The 18,544-nt window shown below is 71.2% G+C and carries 18 protein-coding genes; 9 read left to right on the top strand and 9 right to left on the bottom strand.

The window, feature by feature from the left end:
- Window positions 1-77: 77 nt before the first annotated feature.
- Window positions 78-599: a winged helix-turn-helix transcriptional regulator gene (locus tag H4W31_RS05175; protein ID WP_192765596.1), complete on the bottom strand. Its 522-nt coding sequence runs from the start codon at window positions 597-599 to the stop codon at window positions 78-80.
- 83 nt (window positions 600-682) lie between these two features.
- Between H4W31_RS05175 and H4W31_RS05170 the strand changes: the two genes are divergently transcribed.
- The 3 genes from H4W31_RS05170 to H4W31_RS05160 all read left to right on the top strand — a co-directional run bounded on the left by H4W31_RS05170 (window position 683) and on the right by H4W31_RS05160 (window position 3,442).
- Window positions 683-2,074, top strand: a complete 1,392-nt coding sequence (locus H4W31_RS05170; RefSeq protein ID WP_192765595.1) for an MFS transporter — start codon at window positions 683-685, stop codon at window positions 2,072-2,074.
- Between the two features lie 35 nt (window positions 2,075-2,109).
- Window positions 2,110-2,595: an NUDIX domain-containing protein gene (locus H4W31_RS05165; RefSeq protein WP_192765594.1), complete on the top strand. Its 486-nt coding sequence runs from the start codon at window positions 2,110-2,112 to the stop codon at window positions 2,593-2,595.
- 226 nt (window positions 2,596-2,821) lie between these two features.
- On the top strand, window positions 2,822-3,442 hold the full coding sequence (locus H4W31_RS05160) for a DedA family protein (protein ID WP_192765593.1): 621 nt from the start codon (window positions 2,822-2,824) through the stop codon (window positions 3,440-3,442).
- A gap of 43 nt (window positions 3,443-3,485) precedes the next feature.
- Here the strand turns inward: H4W31_RS05160 and H4W31_RS05155 are convergent, their stop codons facing one another.
- The 6 genes from H4W31_RS05155 to H4W31_RS05130 all read right to left on the bottom strand — a co-directional run bounded on the left by H4W31_RS05155 (window position 3,486) and on the right by H4W31_RS05130 (window position 10,180).
- On the bottom strand, window positions 3,486-3,947 hold the full coding sequence (locus tag H4W31_RS05155; RefSeq protein WP_192765592.1) for a hypothetical protein: 462 nt from the start codon (window positions 3,945-3,947) through the stop codon (window positions 3,486-3,488).
- 145 nt (window positions 3,948-4,092) lie between these two features.
- Window positions 4,093-5,472: an alpha/beta hydrolase gene (locus H4W31_RS05150; protein ID WP_192765591.1), complete on the bottom strand. Its 1,380-nt coding sequence runs from the start codon at window positions 5,470-5,472 to the stop codon at window positions 4,093-4,095.
- Window positions 5,473-5,922: 450 nt separating this feature from the next.
- Window positions 5,923-6,261, bottom strand: coding sequence for a hypothetical protein (locus tag H4W31_RS05145; RefSeq protein WP_192765590.1), 339 nt, complete (start codon window positions 6,259-6,261; stop codon window positions 5,923-5,925).
- Window positions 6,262-6,500: 239 nt separating this feature from the next.
- Window positions 6,501-7,904: an endo-1,4-beta-xylanase gene (locus tag H4W31_RS05140; protein WP_192765589.1), complete on the bottom strand. Its 1,404-nt coding sequence runs from the start codon at window positions 7,902-7,904 to the stop codon at window positions 6,501-6,503.
- Window positions 7,905-8,540: 636 nt separating this feature from the next.
- A complete protein-coding gene (locus H4W31_RS05135) occupies window positions 8,541-9,839 on the bottom strand; it encodes an RNA polymerase sigma factor (RefSeq protein ID WP_192765588.1) in 1,299 nt (432 codons plus the stop codon).
- Window positions 9,836-10,180, bottom strand: a complete 345-nt coding sequence (locus H4W31_RS05130) for a YciI family protein (RefSeq protein WP_192765587.1) — start codon at window positions 10,178-10,180, stop codon at window positions 9,836-9,838. The genes H4W31_RS05135 and H4W31_RS05130 overlap by 4 nt, the downstream gene beginning before the upstream one ends.
- 481 nt (window positions 10,181-10,661) lie before the next feature.
- On the opposite strand from H4W31_RS05130, the gene H4W31_RS05125 reads away from it, so the two are divergent.
- From H4W31_RS05125 to H4W31_RS05105, 5 genes are all read left to right on the top strand, one after another.
- A complete protein-coding gene (locus H4W31_RS05125) occupies window positions 10,662-11,486 on the top strand; it encodes an RraA family protein (protein WP_192765586.1) in 825 nt (274 codons plus the stop codon).
- A gap of 52 nt (window positions 11,487-11,538) precedes the next feature.
- Window positions 11,539-12,543 (top strand): mannonate dehydratase, encoded by a 1,005-nt coding sequence (locus H4W31_RS05120; protein WP_192765585.1) that lies wholly within the window; start codon window positions 11,539-11,541, stop codon window positions 12,541-12,543.
- Window position 12,544: 1 nt separating this feature from the next.
- The gene (locus H4W31_RS05115) at window positions 12,545-13,390 is read left to right on the top strand and encodes an NAD-dependent epimerase/dehydratase family protein (RefSeq protein ID WP_192765584.1); all 846 of its coding nucleotides are present in this window, start codon (window positions 12,545-12,547) and stop codon (window positions 13,388-13,390) included.
- A gap of 154 nt (window positions 13,391-13,544) precedes the next feature.
- Window positions 13,545-14,153: an ArsR/SmtB family transcription factor gene (locus tag H4W31_RS05110; protein WP_192765583.1), complete on the top strand. Its 609-nt coding sequence runs from the start codon at window positions 13,545-13,547 to the stop codon at window positions 14,151-14,153.
- A 171-nt stretch (window positions 14,154-14,324) separates the two neighbouring features.
- Window positions 14,325-15,083 carry an SRPBCC family protein gene (locus H4W31_RS05105; protein WP_318783033.1) on the top strand — a complete coding sequence of 253 codons (759 nt, stop codon included), beginning with the start codon at window positions 14,325-14,327 and terminating at the stop codon, window positions 15,081-15,083.
- Window positions 15,084-15,201: 118 nt separating this feature from the next.
- On the opposite strand, the gene H4W31_RS05100 is transcribed toward H4W31_RS05105, so the two are convergent.
- Window positions 15,202-15,636: a MerR family transcriptional regulator gene (locus H4W31_RS05100; RefSeq protein ID WP_192765582.1), complete on the bottom strand. Its 435-nt coding sequence runs from the start codon at window positions 15,634-15,636 to the stop codon at window positions 15,202-15,204.
- 55 nt (window positions 15,637-15,691) lie between these two features.
- Between H4W31_RS05100 and H4W31_RS05095 the strand changes: the two genes are divergently transcribed.
- Entirely contained in the window at window positions 15,692-16,666 is a 975-nt protein-coding gene (locus H4W31_RS05095; RefSeq protein WP_192765581.1) for an SDR family NAD(P)-dependent oxidoreductase, read from the top strand.
- Window positions 16,667-16,708: 42 nt separating this feature from the next.
- On the opposite strand, the gene H4W31_RS05090 is transcribed toward H4W31_RS05095, so the two are convergent.
- Window positions 16,709-18,256 (bottom strand): FG-GAP-like repeat-containing protein, encoded by a 1,548-nt coding sequence (locus H4W31_RS05090; RefSeq protein ID WP_192765580.1) that lies wholly within the window; start codon window positions 18,254-18,256, stop codon window positions 16,709-16,711.
- Window positions 18,257-18,544 lie beyond the last annotated feature (288 nt).

Raw genomic sequence — 18,544 nt, 5'->3', positions numbered from 1 at the left:
GACCGTTTCGGGTACCTGTCGACCAGTCCGTTCCGGTCTCGCCCTGTCGTCCGAGGCGGGACCGGGCGGCAGGGGGCTCAGAGCAGCGGTTCGAGCAGTCGGTGTGGCCGGCGCAGCGCCTCGGTCACCGGATCGTCGCGCAGGTCGGACTGGTCGCCCGGCCCGGGCCGCACCTCGACCTCGTCCGGCGGGGCGAGTCGGCCGCATCCCCGGCAGGCGCCGGTCTGGTCGAGCAACTCGTCACAGGGGGCGTGCGCGAACAGCCGCCGGGGACCGGCGGTCGAGAGGTGCCGTTCGCCCCACTGGACCAGAGGGTAGAAGACGCTCCACAGCTCCCGGCCCCGATCGGTCAGCAGGTACTCGTCCCGGGGCGGCGAGTCCGAGTAGCGCTGCCGGACCAGTACGCCGGCCTCGGTCAGGGTGCGGAGTCGTTCGGCCAGCACCGCCCGGGGGATGTCCAGGTGGGCGAGGAAGTCGGCGTACCGGCGTACGCCGTAGAAGGCGTCCCGGACCAGGAGCAGGGTCCAGCGCTCGCCCAGCAACTCCAGTGCGCGGGCGAACGAGCAGTCCTGACGCTCGTAGTTCTTCCCTAGGGCCACGGACCGATCCTACCGCGGAGTCAGTTCGTTCAGTGAATCTAGCTGGTAGGGTACGAGTTCGTTGACTGAACCAGGAGGTGGAGATGGCGGTGTTGGCGACCGTTCCCGGGTACCGGACCGAACCCCGGCGGGACCTCGCGACCCTGCTCGTGGTCTGCGCAGGCACCCTGCTGGCCCTGATGACCTACACCGCCCCGATGATCGTGCTGCCGCAGACGGCGGCCGGTCTCGGCGCCGGGCCCGGCGCGCAGGTCTGGCTGCTCAACGGGATCGCGCTCGGCCTGTCGGCGACGCTCCTGGTGGTCGGGAGCATCGCCGACAACCACGGCCGGCGACGGATCTTCGCCGTCGGTACGGCCCTGCTGGCCCTGGGCAGCGTCGGCTGCGCCGTGGCCCAGGAGCCGGTGCTCTTCATCGCCGCCCGAGTGCTCCAGGGTGCCGCGAGCGCGGCGATCATCGCGGCCGGACTCGGACTTCTCGGCCACGCCTTCCCATCGGGACCGGACCGGGCGAAAGCCACCGGCCGCTGGGGTGCCACGCTCGGCGCCGGAATCGCGCTGGGCCCGCTCGCCTCGGCCGGCCTGGCCGTCGTCGGCGGCTGGCGGGCGTACTACGTGCTGGCGGCGGTCGCCGCCACCGGCGTGGCGATCTTCGGTGTCCGGAGCATGAGCGAGTCGCGGTCGACCCGGTCGCGCCGGATCGACTGGTCGGGCACCGCGACCCTGGCGGTCGGGGTGACCCTGCTGCTGGTCGCCTTCACCGCCGCGCGGAGCGGTTGGCTACGTCCCGCCGTCGGGATCCCCCTGGCGGCCGGGGTACTGCTGCTCGGGGCGTTCGTCCTGGTCGAGCACCGGGGACGCCAGCCGATGCTGGAACTCGCCCTGTTCCGCTCGCCGTTGTTCCGGCTCTCCATCCTCGGCGGCCTCAGCACCGGCCTGGCGGTGATCGGTCCGATGAGCTTCCTGCCCACGCTGCTGCAACGGTCGATGGGACTGGGACCACTGCTCACCGCCGGGGTTTTCGCCGTCTGGGCCGGTACGTCGTTCGTCGTCTCCCTACAGATGCGCCGGTTCACCGCCGGCCGGGCCCTGTGGGGGCTGCTGGTGTTCGGCCTGCTGCTCGCGGCGGCCGGTGATCTCGCACTGCTCGGCCTGGTGGCGTCCGGCACCTGGCTGCGGGCGCTACCCGGCCTGTTCGTGGCCGGCATCGGCAGCGGTGTGCTGAACGCGACGCTGGCCAGGTTGGCGGTGGAGAGCGTGCCGTCCGACCACATCGCGATGGGATCCGGCGCCAGCAACACCGCCCGGTACGTCGGCTCGGCGCTCGGACTCGCCCTGGTCGTCTCCGTCGCGTCCGGCGGCCTCCGGCTCGGCGACCCGGCCGACGTGGCGATGGGTGCCGGCGCGGTCCTCGCGGTGCTCGGCGCCATCCTCGCCGCCACGCAACGCCGTCGCAAGGCGGTACCCGCACACTGAACCCGGACCGGTCCGGCGGCCCTACGGTTGCGGGTATGCCTGTTCCCCCGCACATCGCCCGGTTACGTGCCGCCGTCGGGTCCGAGTTACTGCTGCTGCCGTCCGCCTCGGTCCTGCCCGTCGACGCGGCGGACCGGCTGCTGCTGGTCCGGCATCGCGGACACCACGACGGCTGGGGGCTGGTGGGCGGCGCGGTCGAGTTCGGCGAGTCGCCCGCCGAGGCGGCCGTACGGGAGGCCCGGGAGGAGATCGGGGTCGAAGTCCGGTTGCGCCGACTTCTCGACGTACTGGGTGGCCCGGACTACGAGGTGAGCTATCCGAACGGCGATCGGGTCGCGTACGTCACCGCCGCCTACGAGGCCGAGATCGTCGCCGGAACCCCGGTTGCGGACGGCGACGAACTCACCGAGGTCCGGTGGTTCGAGCGGCGGGAGCTCTCCGATCTTCCGCTGAGCCGGTTCGCCGGGGCGGTCCTCCGGGCCACCGGACAGCTCGGGGCCGCCACGTCAGGCCCTGCCTGAGCGGATCGGGATCCTCCCGGCCGGACTCCGCAGGCCTTCTCCTTCGAGGTCGCCTCGATCAGCGGCGGCGGCCACGCCGGTTAGCGGGCCGGCCGCCGGGAACACCAGGTCGGGCATTTCCGGCGTTTCATCCGAGCTGCTCGGGCACGATGACCAGGTGGAACCCGCAACGGCCGGACAGCCCGCACACCGCCGGCTGGTCGGCGCCGCCTGACGGGCGGCCCGGTTGGACGGCGTCGTCGACACCCTCAGCGCACTCTCCGGGTGGCCCGCGCTGCTGGTGGTCGCCGCGCTCGCCTTCGGGGAGTCCGCCGCGTTCATCGGGCTGTTCCTGCCGGGTGAGACCGCGTTGCTGCTCGGCGGCGCGCTCGCCGCGACCGGTCAGGTCAGCCTTCCGGCGATGGTCATCGTCTCGGTCGTCGCCGCGATCGCCGGTGACAGCGTCGGATACGAGATCGGGCGCTGGACCGGCGCCCCGCTGCGCCGCAGTCGCCTCGGCCGCTGGGTGGGCGAGCGGCGCTGGGCCCGCGCGGAGCAGTTCATCGCCCGGCACGGACCGCTGGCGGTGCTGCTGGGCCGGTGGGTCGGGGTGCTGCGGACCCTCGTACCGGCGCTGGCCGGAATGAACCGGATGCCGTACCGCCGGTTTCTGCTCTTCAACGCCCTTGGCGGCGCGGCCTGGGCGACCACCGTAGTGATGCTCGGTTACCTGGCCGGTGCCTCCTGGCGCCGCCTGGAGGACCATGTCGGCGAGGCCGGTGCCGGGCTCGCCGCGCTGGTGGTGATCGGCCTGGTGATCTGGTGGACGGTGCGCCGGCGCAGGCGTCACCGGGACGCCCGGGGGTGACGCGCCGGCGGCCCGACGCCTCGCTGGCGCCCCCTGGACAGGGTCAGTCCGCGTCCAGCGATGGTGCGGCAGCCACCACCGTTCCGTACAGCAGGTGGTCGGCGAGCAGGGCCAGTTGTTCCCGAATTCCGTGCCGGCGCTGGTCGATGCCGAGCACCGGGGAGACACCGGCCTCGAACACGGCCCAGAAGGCGAAGCCGTACACCGGGCCGATCCAGCCCTGCCGGCGGACGCGCCGGGGCAACAGCCCGAAGAGCACCCCGCCGGCAGCGCCGTAGGACCAGTGAAGGAGTTCGACCAGGGCCTGGCGGCGTCCTACCGGCACCCGGCGGAACAGGTTCGGCGCGGTCTGCAGCAGCACTGCCTCGGGTGGCGTCCGCTGTACGAGGTCGAAGGCGGTGGTCACCTGCCGGAAGCCGGACATGGCCATCGCCGCGACGCCGCCACGGGCGCCACCACGCGCCACCGCCGTCGCAAGGCCATGCCACCGTCGTGGGTCGGTCACCTCGGCTCCTCCCCGCGACCGCCGATTACCCGCCGCCGCTCGTGCCACGGCTACCCCCGGACGGCACCGGGAAACACCACACGCGGCCTCGGTCGCGTCATCGTGAAGTCGGCTCAGCCGCTGGCCCTCGCACCGCCACGGACAGTCAGGAGCGGGCGCCCGACCAGGTTGGGCCGGCCGGTGGGGCGGACGACGCATCCCGGCTCGCCACGGCCGGCTGCACCGGTGGTGCCGCAGCCCGGCACGCCGCGCCGACCGAAGGAAGCCTCCGGTCGATCAGGTACCGGTCGACGTGGCCGACGGTGCAGGGCGTACGCAGATAGGCGCCGTGTCCCGCGCCCTCGTAGCTGACGAGCCGGCCCTTGCCGCCCAACTGGTCGGCGACGTTCATCGCCCAGCGGTGCGGGGTGGCCGGATCGTTCCTGGAGTTGATCAGCAACAGCGGCACCGAGGTGCGCACCCGCAGCCGGTGCTGCGGGTTGTGCACCCTGCCGTCCCAGCCGGCGCAGAACATCGTGGGCACGACGGCGCCCACCGACACGCGCAGATGAGGTGCGGTATCCCTGGACATGTCGAGGTACCGGGCCAGTTCGGCGTGGTTGTCGACGGGCAGGGACCAGTCCTGGCAGAACACCGGGAAGGGGTGCTGGGTCACCTCGTCGGTCACCGGTGGGCCGGGCGCCGGTGCCGAGGGCGCCGTTCCGGCCTCGGGCGCCTTCCACGCACCCTCGGCGGATGGCGACGTGGACCTGTCGAGCGTGTCCAGCCAACCGGCCAGACCGGGCCAGTCCGGCCCGTAGAGGTAGCCGAACGTCCCGCGGCTCAGGTCGAACCACGACAGCCCGGCGCCGCGCCCCGGATCGACCAGGGCGCCGGTCTCGGCCCGGCGCATCAGGTTGTCGTAGAGGGCACCGACATCCCGGCCGTGTAGCGCGCAGGACCCGGTCCGGCCGCACCACGCGACGAACTCGTCGAACGAGTCTTCGACACCGGCTGCCTGGTCACGCAGGAATGTCGCCGTCCCCACGCTGTGGTCCATGACGCTGTCCAGCGCCATCGCCCGGACCCGGTCCGGAAAACGCTCCGCGTACGCCTGGCCGAGGAGGGTGCCGTAGGACACGCCGTAGAAGCTGATCCGCCGCTCGCCGAGGGCGGCCCGGAGGGCGTCCACGTCGTGGGCCACACTTCCCGTGTCGACGTGGTCGAACAGCGGTCCGGTGTGTGCCCGGCAGTTGTCGTAGAGCCGGTGGTTGAAGGAGATTCGCTGGGCGTACCCCACCTCGTCGGCCGGTACGGGAGAAGGTTGCTGGGCGAGTAGCGAGTTGGAACAGACCGCTGGGCTGCTCCGCGCCACACCGCGCTGGTCGAAGCCGATGATGTCGAACCGCCGGAGGATCTCCGGGCTGAGGTGCTGATCGGCTTTGGCGACGTGATTTACCCCGGACAGGCCGGGGCCGCCCGTGCCGAACACCAGCGGACCGATCCGGGCCCGGGGATCGCTTGCGGCCCGTTTGGTTATCGCCATCGGAAAGGTCGCCCCGCCCGGCCGGGCCCAGTCGATCGGAAGGTCGAGTGTGGCGCATCGGAGGCCGGCATCGTCCGGGAGATCGGGGCACGGCCTCCAGTCGACGGAATCGGCACGCCAACCGTTCGGCCCGAGGTGGGCCGCCTGGCTGATTCCGTCCCTGGTGGAGGCGGCCGTAGCGGTCGTGGAACCGAGCAGGACCACGACGGCTGTTCCCACGCCGACGGCAGTCCGGATTGGTATTCCCATGAAGGGCAACTCCATTCCATGATGGATTGAGCTGCCACATTCGAGCACGGGGTCGGGTCCAGCCAGAAGGGCTCACCGCCGGTGCCGGGGTGATCTCCGGGTTGACCCCGATCATGAACCCCGTGACGGGCTGGGAGATCACCCTTACGGCGACCAGGCGATCCCCTGGGGCTGATCGACGAGGTGACGGTCGAGCACTGGCTACGGGGTATGCGGCTTCGCCGTGTTCCGGAGTTGGTCGATGCCGATCCAGACGAGGCGCAGGATGGTGAAGCCGAGCCACGAGATCATCCTGAATACGATCAGGAACAGCCACAGGTAGATCGGCAGGGTCAGCATCCAGCCGCCGTTCGGATCGGGCGGATCGGTGAAGAAGGGTGCGCTCAGGAGTACGCCGACAAGCACCGCTGTCAGCCACACCAACAGGGCCGGAAAGACGGTGCTCCCACGCTCCTGCGCGGGAATGAGTGCGACGCCGGACACCACTGTCGCGCCGCCCACGAGCATGTTCGCCATCCAAAGCAGGAATCTGCGGATCATGGCCGGATCTCCATTCCCTTGGACATTGGGAAAATGGTGGCACGAGCGTACGCAGTCGAAACCCGCCGGGCGGCTGGTATCGCCATCCGACGGGTACGGAGCCAAGTGCCGTCCGGGCCAGCGGGAGCCACGAAATGGTGAGGCGTTCCGGCTGACGGCCGCAATTACGCGAATCAAAGGGTGCGGAGGACCGTTAGTGGTCCTCCGCACCCGGGTTCGTACGTGGTGTCGTACGTGGGTCAGCTAGCGGTACAGGACGGTGTCATTCCCGTTCCGCTGCCGGAGCCCTGGAAACCGAACTCGGTCGACTGCCCGGCGGCGATCCGACCGTTGTAGGCGACGTTGGTGAAGGTGACCGCGCCACTGGTGCCGCTGCCTTGGGCGTTCCAGGAGTTGGTGACCGTGGCGCCGGACGGCAGGTTCACACCGACCGACCAGCCGTTGGTGCCCGACGATCCGGCCGTCACCCGTACCGTGGCCACGAAGCCGCCGGTCCAGGAGTTGAGCGACACCGAGGCCGTACAACCGGCGCCACCACCCGGCGGGGTCGTCGGCGGGGTGGTCGGCGGGGTGGTGGGCGGGGTGGTCGGGTTGCCGGTCGGCGGGGTCGTCGTCGGCGGGGTGGGGGTGGTGCCGTTGTTCAGGGCGGAGAGCACCGCGTCGTACGCGGGCTTCTTGTTGCCGCTGCCGTCGAAGAGCAGCGGGGTGCCGCTGGCCCGCCACGAGTCGGTGTCCCGGATGCCCCAGACGGTGATGCCGGTGCAGCGCGCGACGGCGAGGCAGTCGTTGACCACGTTGCGGTAGGTGTTCGCCTGGGTGGTGCCGGAGCCCTCGATGTCAAGTTCGGTGATCTGTACGTCGACACCGAGCGCGGCGAAGCTGGAGAGCGTGGTCCGGTAGTTGCTCGGGTACGGTGACCCGCTGTTGAAGTGGGACTGCAGGCCGACGCAGTCGATCGGTACGCCCCGGGTTTTGAAGTCCTGGACCATCCGGTAGACGGCCTGGGTCTTGTCCCAGGTCCAGTTGTCGGTGTTGTAGTCGTTGTAGCAGAGCTTGGCGTTCGGGTCGGCGGCGTCGGCGGCCCGGAAGGCGGCCTCGATCCAGTCGTTGCCGGTGCGCTGGAGGTTCGAGTCGCGCCGGGCTCCACCGTTGCCGTCGGCGAACGCCTCGTTGACGACGTCCCAGGCGACGACCTGGCCCCGGAAGTGGGTGGCCACCTGGGTGACGTGGTTGAGCATCGCGGAGCGCAGGGCGGTGCCGCTCATGTTCTGCATCCAGCCGGGCTGCTGGGAGTGCCAGGCCAGGGTGTGGCCGCGGACCTGCATGTTCCGGCTGCGGGCGTGGCTGACGAGCCGGTCGGCGTTGGCGTAGTTGAACTGGTTCTGCGACGGCTCGAGGGCGTCGATCTTCATTTCGTTCTCGGCCGTCACGCTGTTGAACTCGCGGTTCAGGATCGTCGCGTACGCGGTGTCGCTGAGCTTGTTCACGGCCACCGCCGTGCCGAAGTAACGGCCCCGCTCCGCGGCCGACGCACCGAGCGTCGTCGCGGCGCTGGCGGAGGGGGCGAACGTGATCGCCACACCGGCGGCGAGGACGCCTACCGCGAGCGACACCAGCGCGGCGCGGGGTCCCCGTCTCGCCATCGGGTGCGATCTGTCGTGGACGGTTTCGCTGCTCATAACTCGCTGCTCCTCGGCTACTGATTCTGATGGTGGAGGTGTGTCTGTCGAGCTACCGCCAGCCGTGGTGACGGCCCGGCAGGCGGTGTCCGCGTGGTCGACCCGGCCCGGGTCGCCCGGACGGTCGAGGGGTGGGTGCGGGTGCCTCCGGCCGATGGGTCCTCCTCACGGCCTGGCCCGGCCCCGGCGCCGCCCGCCGGGGCGGTGTCCGGCTGGAGGTGGGTGCCTCCGGCGCCAGCCGGACGTGAGCCCGCCCCACTGACAGAAGACTCCGATCAGGCACTGACAATCCTACCGTCTGACATCGACAGCATTCGATTTTGAGAGGTTAACGGAAACATTCCGAAACTTCAATGACGGCACTGTAGCCGCATCGATGCCTGAGGAGCCCTGGGTGGACCCGGGGAAGCTTCCGGCCTTCCGTACCTCGGCATGCGATGGCTGGTCAAGGGGATCGGTAACCGAAAATCATCGCAACATTGCCGGAGAGTAACTCGGCGAAAGTTTCAGAAACCACTGCACACCAGCGGTCATCGGTCCACCATGGGCGAACTCCGATATAGAGCCAGGAATGGCATCTAGCCCACCAAGCCGAGCCGCCTAGTGTCCTTCCTCGACGGCCGCCAGTCGGCGTCGCAGGAACGCCCGTTCCGGCTCGTTGCCGACCAGGTCGAGCGCCCGCCGGTACGCCACCGAGGCCTCCGCGCGGCGGCCGAGCCGGCACAACAGGTCGGCGCGGGCGGCCGGCAGCAGGTGGTACGCGTCCAGCCGACCATCGCGGTCGAGCGCGTCGAGCAGGGCGAGCCCGGCCGCCGGGCCGTCGCGCAGGGCGACCGCCACCGCCCGGTTCAGTTCCACCAGTGGGGAGGGCGCGACCCGGGCCAGTACGTCGTAGAGCGCGACGACCTGTGGCCAGTCCGTGGTGGCCACGTCGGCGGCCTCGTTGTGCACCGCGGCGATCGCGGCCTGCAGGGCGTACGGGCCGGGCAGCCGACCGGACGGCGGTTCCGCGCTCAGTGCGCGTACCACGAGCTGCCGGCCCTCCTCGATCCGCTCGCGGTCCCAGCGCGTACGGTCCTGCTCGCCGAGGAGGACGAGGTCGCCCTCGGGACCGGTCCGGGCGGCCCGGCGCGCGTCCACCAGAAGCAGCAGTGCGAGCAGCCCGGTCACCTCACGTTCCCGGGGCAGCAGCCGGTGCAGGAGTCGGGCCAACCGGATCGCCTCGGCGACGAGGTCGGCACGGACCAGGTCCGGCCCGCCGCTCGCCGCGTACCCCTCGGTGAAGATCAGGTAGATCACCCGGAGGACGCCGGGCAGCCGGTCCGGGAGTTCGTCGACGTCCGGCACCCGGAACGGGATCCGGGCCTCCCGGATCTTCCGCTTCGCCCGCCCGATCCGCTGGGCGATCGTCGGTACGGGCACCAGGAACGCCCGCGCCACCTCGGGGGTGGAGAGCCCGGCCAGGCAGCGCAGGGTCAGCGCGATCTGTGCCTGCCCGGCCAGCGCCGGATGGCAGCAGGTGAAGAAGAGTCGCAGCCGTTCGTCCGGAACGTCGCCGTCGCCGGCGGGCGGCGCCGCCGGGCCGTCCCGGGCGGCCTCGGCCTGGAGTACGGCCAGCCGGGCGGCGTACGCCCGGTTGCGGCGGAGCCGGTCGACGGCGCGGCGTCGGGCGGTGGTGAGCAGCCAGGCCGCCGGGCGGCGCGGAACACCCCGGACCGGCCAGTGCAGCAGGGCTGCCTCGATGGCGTCCGAGGCGACCTCCTCGGCGAGATCCAGGTCGCCGAACTGCCGCACCAGGCTGGCGAGCAGCCGGCCGTGTTCCTCCCGGAAGACGGTCTCGACGGTGTCCCGGCCGTCCGCCCCGGCCTCGACGGTGTCCCGGCCGCCGGGCCCGGTCATGGCTCCTCGAACTCCAGGATCGGTCGGACCTCGATCTTGCCGGTCAGCGCGCCCGGACACCGGGCGGCCCAGTCGACGGCGGAGTCGAGGTCCGGCAGGTCGACCAGGTAGTAGCCGCCGAGGATCTCGCGGGTCTCGGCGTACGGTCCGTCGGTCACCGTACGGATTCCGTCCGCGCCGACCTGCACCGTCGTCGCGGTCTCGGTGCTCTGGAGCGCGTTGCTCTCGATCAGCGCGCCGACGTCCGCCAGCGCCTTGTCGTACGCCCAGTAGGCGTCGATCTCCGCCTGACCGGAGTCGGGCGCGGTGGCGTCGATGTAGATCAGGAACATGTACCTCATGCCGGTCTCCTCCGTCTCGTCACGTGCCGCGGGGCTGCTGCACAGGATGACGACGAACGGTGCCTCCGGGAATCGACAACCCGGCCGGGAATTTCCGGCGCGCCCGCCCGACCTGGCGCGCGGCGGGCGATCGACGCCGTACCGGGTGACCGGTGGGCCGCCGCCGGCCGCCCGGTGAAATGGCCGCCCCGGGCGAAAACGACGACGGCTTGCCTGAATCGGTTAAGCCATTCTCGAAGGTTCTGCCGATCGCGCGTTGCCCCACCCGACCTGCCCTTCTGCCCGGTGGCGTCGCTTCTGTGCCCTTCCCCGAACAGAACCGCGTCGCAATGTCAATCTTGATCTCCGGTGGAGCCCGTGGTTCTCTGAAGACCTCAACTTAAACGTTTCAGGAGCCCGGCAGCGCGGGTCTGCCACAGGGGAACCACCCGGGTGCGGTCGTTGCCGGCCGGCAACCGGGCGGCAGCACAGGAGGTACGACATGCGGGTGCACCCGACCCGGCAGGAGCTGGTCGAGCTGACCGGTGCCTGGCGGGGCGACCGGTTCGACGACGGTCGTCCCCGGGTACCGGACGAGGTGCTGGAGCGACTGCGCGAGGCCACCACCGAGCAGGCGTGGAGCGTGCTGCTGGACAACGGCTATCCGCGACAGTTCGCGGGCGGCTGGCGGCAGACGCATCCCGGCACCATCCTGGTCGGCCGGGCGGTGACCTCGCAGTTCCTGCCGCACCGGCCGGACTACGACGCGATGGTGGTGGCGGCCGGCGCCCGCGAGGGGCATCTGGAGGCCGACCGGCAGAACTCCTGGATCATCGAGTCCCTCCAGGAGGGCGACGTCATGGTCACCGACATCTTCGGCAAGGTCGTCGAGGGGACCGTCATCGGCGACAACCTCGGCACGGCGGTGGCCACCCGGACCCGCGCCGGTGCGGTGATCGACGGTGGCATCCGGGACTTCCAGGGCCTGACCGGACTGGACCGGGTCAACATCTTCTTCCGGGACGTCGACCCGACCCCGATCCGGGACGTCACCCTCGCCGGAATCAACATTCCGGTACGGATCGGTGGCGCCACCGTACTGCCCGGGGACGTCGTACTCGGCACGCCGAGCGGGCTCAGCTTCATTCCCGCGCACCTCGCCGAGCGGGTCGCCGAGATCAGTGACGACATCCGGGTCCGGGACGTGTTCGGCAAGCTGCGGCTCGCCGAGCGCGCCTACACCAGCGCGGAGATCGACGTACCGAGCTGGGCCGCGCACATCGAGCAGGACTTCCAGCAGTGGAAGCGCGACGCGGACCCGGGCTGAACCGGGTCGCCGGAGCCGTCGCCCCTGGCCGCCGTCGATCCTGGGAGTCGCCATGATCAAAATTGCCGAGATGCTGCCGCCGGAACACTCGGCACACCAGCTCTGGCGGGTGATCCGGCAGGCCGGCGTCCGGCACGCGGTCGGTGGCCTGCCGCCCGCCACCGGTCTCTCCCCGGGCGAGCAGCCCTGGGACTACCTGCCGCTGCTCCGGCTTCAGCAGCAGTACGAGAGCTTCGGGTTCCGACTGGCGGTGCTGGAGAGCCGGCCGCCGTACAACCTGGCCAAGCGCGGGCTGCCCGGTCGGGACGAGGAGATCGACGCGATCTGCGTACTGATCGAGAACCTGGGACGGCTGGGCATTCCGGTCTGGTGCTACGAGTGGATGGCCGACTTCAACTGGCTGCGTACCAACACCGCCATCGAGTCCCGGGGCGGCTCGCTGGTCAGCGGGTACGACCACGCCCTGCTCGCCGACGCCCCGCCGGCCGAACTCGGTCCGCTGACCGAGGAGGAGCTCTGGACCAACCTGGAGTACTTCCTCCGCCGGGTGGTCCCGGTCGCGGAACGCTGGAACGTGCGGCTGGCCATGCATCCCGACGATCCGCCGCTGTCGCCGATCCGGGGCGTCGGGCGCATCATGCGCAGCGTCGAGAACTACGAGCGCCTGCTCGACCTGGTGCCCAGCCCGGTCAACGGGATCACCCTGTGCCAGGGCAACTTCCGGCTGATGACCGACGACATCCCGGCCGTCATCCGGCGGTTCGCGGAGCGGATCTTCTTCGTACACCTGCGGGACGTCCGGGGCACGGTGCGGAAGTTCGAGGAGACCTGGCACGACGACGGACCCACCGACCTGCTGGAGTGCCTGCGCGCGTACCGTGAGGTGGGCTACCACGGGGTGTTACGCCCCGACCACGTGCCCACGGTGGACGGTGACAGCAACGACCGTCCCGGGTACTCGATCTTCGGCCGCCTCTTCGCGGTCGGCTACCTGCGCGGACTTCAGCAGGCCGCGTACGCCGACGTGCCGGTCGGCGAACGGGACGGGGAGTGGTGAGATGCGGATAGCGGTGACCGGCGGCGCCGGCAGGGTCGGGCGGGCCGTGGTCGGGCTGGCGCTGGCCGAGGGGCACACCGTCGTGGAGATCGACCGTCCGGCGGTCGCGGCCGCCGCCCCCGAACCACCACCCAAGCTGGTACGCCGGCCCGCCGACGTGACCGCGTATCCGGAACTGAAGCGGGTGCTGGCCGGCTGCGAGGCCCTGGTGCACCTCGCCGCGCACCCGAAGCCGTGGGGCCAGCCCGACCACGTGGTGCACAACGAGAACGTGACCGCCAGCTACAACGCGCTGCGGGCCGCCGCCGAACTCGGGATCGAACGGATCTGCCTGGCGTCCAGCGTCAACGCCATCGGCGGCGGATACAGCCGGAACCCGCGCTACGACTACTTCCCGGTCGACGAGCGGCACCCGAGCTACAACGAGGATCCGTACAGCCTGTCGAAGTGGATCGTCGAGGCCCAGGCGGACAGCTTCGCCCGCCGGTACGCCAACCTGACGATCGCCAGCCTGCGTCTGCACGCCGTCGTGCGTGCCCGGCCGTCGACTCCGCCGGCCCGGGTGCACTCCGACTTCGCCGTCCGGGACCTGTGGGGGTACACCCTGTCCCGGTCGGCGGCCCGGGCCTGCCTGCTCGCCCTCACCGCCGACTTCACCGGCCACGAGGTCTTCTACATCGTGGCCCCGCAGACCCAGCATCCCAGGCCCAGTGCGGAACTGTGCCGGGAGCACTATCCGGAGGTGCCGATCCGGGGCGAACTGCGGGGCAACCAGGCGCTGTACGACTGCACGAAGGCCGAACGGCTGCTCGGCTGGTGCCACGAAGACGACGGCCCGGCCCGCTGATCCCGGCCCGCTGATCCCGGCCCGCTGATCCCGGCCTGCTGATCCCGCCCGGGCGGTGCGACGCGCCGTCTCCGGGGCGCCGTCTCCGCGGCGCCGGCTCCCCGACGGCTTGGTTTGTCTTGACAACTTCTATTGTCGGTGAGACGCTGACGTCATGTTCGACATCGCAGTGATCGAGGATCCGGCGGCGGCCGAGGCGTCGTTGGACCCGATGCGGGCCCGGCTGCTCGCCGAGCTCGCCGAGCCCGCCTCGGCCACGATGCTCGCCGCCCGGGTCGGGCTGGCCCGGCAGAAGGTCAACTATCACCTGCGGGCGCTGGAACAGCACGGGCTGATCGAGCTGGTCGAGGAGCGGCGCAAGGGCAACGTCACCGAGCGGGTGATGCGGGCCACCGCCGCCTCGTACGTCATCTCGCCGATCGCGCTCTCCGCCGTCCGGCCCAGTCCGGCCCAGCCGGCGGACCGGCTGTCGGCGCGCTGGCTGCTGGCGGTCGCCGCCCGACTCGTCCAGGACGTCGGCTCCCTGATCACCGGCGCGGACCGGGCGAAGAAGCGGGTCGCGACGTTCGCGATCGACGCCCAGGTGCGGTTCGCCTCCGCGACCGACCGGGCCGCGTTCGCCGACGAACTGGCCGCGACCCTCACCGACCTGGTCGGCAGGTACCACGACGAGTCCGCGTCCGGCGGCCGCGAGCACCGGGTGGTGATCGCCCTGCACCCGAACATCACCCCGCCCACCGACAACACCGAACCGACCGGCTAGCACCGCATCGACCGAGCAGCACCCGCCCGAGTAGCGCCCGACCGAGCACCACCCGCCCGAGTAGCGCCCGACCGAGCGGCGGAATTCGACCGCGCGGAATTCGACCGCGCGAGCAGCACCGGCGCGGACGCCGGCCGGCACCGCCGAGAAGACGAACTGGAGAGAGTCACCGTGGGACACAGGTTCGAGATGCGCAAGGACATCGAGCTCGACGCGACTCCGGAGCAGGTGTGGGAGGCGATCGCCACCGGTCCCGGTGTCGACTCCTGGTTCATGGGCCGCACCGAGGTGGCGCCGGGCGAGGGCAGCCGGGGCAGCTTCACCATGGCCGGATACACCGAGGAGACGACGGTGACCGGGTGGGAGCCGGCCAAGCGGTTCGCGTACCGCTCCGACCCGGGGCCGGACGGCGCCTTCATGGCGATGGAATACCTCATCGAGGGACGTGAGCAGAGCAGCACCGTGCTGCGCCTGGTGCAGAGCGGGGTCCTCGGCGACAACTGGGAGACCGAGTACGAGGCGATGCAGGCCGGCTGGAACATGTACCTGTCCACCCTGGCGGCGTACCTGACCCACTTCCCCGGCCGGACCGGTGCACCGGTCGCCGCCTTCCGGCCCGGAGCCGGTGAGCCGGATCAGGTGTGGGCCGCCGTGGCCTCGGCGTTCGGCATCACCGGCACCGTCACCGAGGGCACCCCCGCCCGGCTCCACGTCGACGGGCTGCCGCCGATCGACGGCGTCGTCGACCTCGCTGGCCTGCCGACCTACTTCGGGGTACGCACCTCCGACGCGCTCTACCGGTTCCTCCACTCCGGAACGGATCGGGGCAACGTCCTGGTGCTCGGCCACCACCTCTTCGCCGACGACCAGGATCCGGCGCGGGCCGAGCAGGCCTGGCAGGAGTGGGTCAACCGCCTGCCGATCGGCTGACCGGTACGGAACCGGCCCATCCGTACTCTGCGGATGGGCCGGGTTCCGTCGGTGCCGGGACTGCGGCAGGTGCACGGCGTCTCCCGCGAGCCCTGAAGCGTCGGAAGACCTGGCGCGGCTATGCCCGGTCGCCGAGCGCGGCCGACGGGGTGTTCCAGAGGTTGCCGGCGGTACCCCGGGACAGGTGTGCCTCGTAGACCTCGACCTTGTTCCTGATCAGGTCGAGACAGTCGTGGAGTTCCGCGATCTGGTCGAGGACCCGTTGCTGGTGCCGGCGCAGCAGTTCGAGCCGTTCGGCCTCGTTGCCCGGCCCCTGGCCGACCAACTCGGCGAGGCGGCGGATCGTGGCCAGCGGCATTCCCGACGCGCGGAACTTCGTACAGTTCGAGAGCCACTGCACGTCCCACTCGCTGTAGACGCGGCGGCCGTTCGTCCTCCGCCGTACCTCGGTGGTGAGCAGGCCCTCCCGTTCGTAGAGCCGGAGGGTGTGCACGCTCAGGCCGGTCCGCTCCGCGACCTGCCCGATGCTCAGTTCCGCCGGGGTGTCAGACATGGCGCGGAGCGTACGCGTTGACCTAGACCGCGCTCTAGCATCTAGCTTCGCTCCCATGGATATGCCGCAGGCCACCACCGGTTCGACGTTCGGCGCCCGGAGCACGGCCGAGGAGGTGCTACGGGGGATCGACCTCGCCGGAAAGCTCGCCGTCGTCACCGGTGGTTATTCCGGTCTGGGGCTGGAGACGACCCGGGCGCTCGCCGGTGCCGGCGCCCGGGTCGTCGTCCCCGCGAGGCGACGGGAGGTCGCCGGGACGGCGCTCGACGGCACCGTCGGCGTCGAGATCGACGAAATGGACCTCGCCGACCTCGCCAGCATCCGTGGATTCGCCGAACGGTTCCTGGACTCCGGTCGCGACATCGACATCGTGATCAACAACGCTGGGATCATGGCCTGCTCCGAGAGCCGGGTCGGGCCGGGGTGGGAGGCGCAGTTCGCCGTCAACCACCTCGGGCACCATGCGCTCGTCAACCTGCTCTGGCCGGCGATCGCGGGAGCGGGTGCCGCCCGCGTGGTGGCGGTCTCCTCCGGCGTCGGCCCGCAGTCACCGATCCGTTGGGACGACCCGCACTTCACCCGTGGCTACGACAAGTGGCAGGCGTACGCGCAGTCGAAGGAGGCGAACCGGCTGTTCGCGGTGCGGCTCGACGTACTCGGTCGGGACTTCGGGGTGCGTGCGTACTCGGTGCATCCCGGATACATCCTCACCCCGCTGCAACGCCACCTCGCGACGGCCGAGATGGTCGACGCCGGCTGGATCGACGAGCAGGGCAACCCGGTCAACGCCGAGTTCAAGACGCCGGCCCAGGGAGCGGCGACGCAGGTCTGGGCGGCCACCTCGCCCGAACTGGCCGGCCTGGGCGGGGTGTACTGCAAGGACTGTGCCGTCGTCGCCCCGCACACCCGGGCCACCGGACCCGACGCCGGGCCGGGTACGGCCGACGCCGACGACGCCGTACGTCTCTGGGCGCTCTCCGCCGAGCTCACCGGCGTCGACGCCTTCGCCTCCCGACGCCGATCGCGATAGGGGCGAGCCCGTCCCTGCCGACCAGCAGGCGGTGGCAGGTGGCTAGCCGAGCGTCCTACCGAAGCGCGCGGACTCCTGGGCGCCGACCGGCAGATCCGCCGCCGACCAGATCCGGTGGCCGCGAGCCGTGACGCCGCCGGGCGCACCCAGGGTCCCCGTCGTGCCGGGGAACACCATCACCAGGCCCGATTGCGTCGGACCGCCGGTGACCTGCCCGTTAGTGGAACCCACGACAAGGCTGGCACCGCCGTCCGGCTGGCGCACGGTGTGCAGGACATCGCCCAGATAGAAGTACGAGGCGGCGGCGCTGGCCGGCATGTCCGGAGCCGTCCACTCCAGACGGCCGGCGCCGGTGACGACGAGTCCCTGCGGGCTGCCCCGGAACACCGTGATGGCGCCGGCCCCGCCGATGCCGCCGACCGTCTCCCCCGGGCTCCCGACGGCGATGTCGCCCCGGCCGTCGTGGTTGAAGTCTCCGAAGGCGAGTTCCGTGCCGAACTGCGCGGCTGGCTCGTCGCTACCCGGGACGCCCGGAGTTCGCTGCGTCAGGTACTGGACGCCGGTGACGGTCAGGCCGCCGGACGAGCCACGCAGCACGGTGACCGAGCCGCCCCGGTCCGATGAATCGCTGCTGAGGCCCTCGCTCTGCGTGCCCACCACGAGGTCCGGGTACCCGTCTCCGGTGATGTCGCCGGCCGCGAGGGCATGGCCGAAGCTGTCGGCGTACTCGGCGACGTCCGGGATGCCGGGGGTGTCCTGGTAGAACATCGTCGCGGCGGCGATCCGCAGACCGTCCGTCGCCCCGGGCAGAATGACGACGGAGCCGGCGAAGTACGCCGCTCCGACGTGGTCGCGGTCGAAGCCGACGGCGAGATCGTCGCGGCCGTCGTCGTTGAAGTCCGCCGAGGCCAGCACCGCGCCGAAGCCGTCGGTCTCCACGCTGACGGGTAGGCCCGGGGTGCGACCGGAAATCCACTGGGCGGCACCCGGACTCAACCCGTCCGGTGTTCCACGAAGCAGTGCGACGCCACCGACCCAGGGGCTGCTGGCGCGGGGTGCCCCGGCCACCAGGTCGTCGGTGCCGTCACCGTTGAAGTCGCCCACCGTGAGGGCGCTGCCGAACAGGTTCTCGCCGGTGATGCCCTCCCCGGGAACGTCGGCGCCCGGTGCGACGTCGCCGAGCCGGATCATCCGGGCCCCGGTGGTCGTCAGCCCCGAGGGACCTCCGTAGAGAACTCGAAACCGGTCGTGCACGCCGCCGATTGCCAGGTCGGCGAAGCCGTCGTCGTCGAAATCGCCGGACGCGAGGGCCCGGCCGAAGTCGTTGATCTCACTGTGCGGGTCGGCTGCGCCGTCGTCGTTGGGCATGCCCGGCGTGGTGTGGTCGAAGTACTGGCTGCCGACCTCGGTGAACCCACCCTGCGGGCCGCCGAAGAGCACGTGGACCACATCGACCGGCCGGCTGGTCGACACCTTCCGCAGCTCCGTCACGGCGAGATCCGGCCGGCCGTCGCCATTGAAGTCACTGCGCACCTCGTTCAGGTCACGCGCCGGCAGGGGCGGACGTGGGGGCAGCGGCGGCTTGGTCACGGGACGGCCCACCGGCACGGCCTGGCTCCGAGCATCGGCCGCCGCGGTGCCTCCGGTCGCCGCGGTGTCTCCGGTCGCCGTACCGGGAGTTGCGGTCCGTCTGGTCGGCGTGGCGGAGGTGGTCGTCCCACGGCTGGTCAGGGGGCTCGGTCGTACCGCTGGCCGAGCGCCCGCTACCGCCGCCTCGACGTGGGACGCGGGCCCGGTGGGGCTGGTCGGCACCGCACCCGTCGCCGTGCCCGGCAGGACGAGTCCACACAGGACCCCCACCCCGACGACCAACCGATA

It is taken from the genome of Plantactinospora soyae (assembly GCF_014874095.1).
Taxonomy (GTDB): domain Bacteria; phylum Actinomycetota; class Actinomycetes; order Mycobacteriales; family Micromonosporaceae; genus Plantactinospora; species Plantactinospora soyae.
The sequence above is the reverse complement of the archived record's forward strand: the minus strand, read 5'-3'. Positions and strand labels throughout refer to the sequence as shown.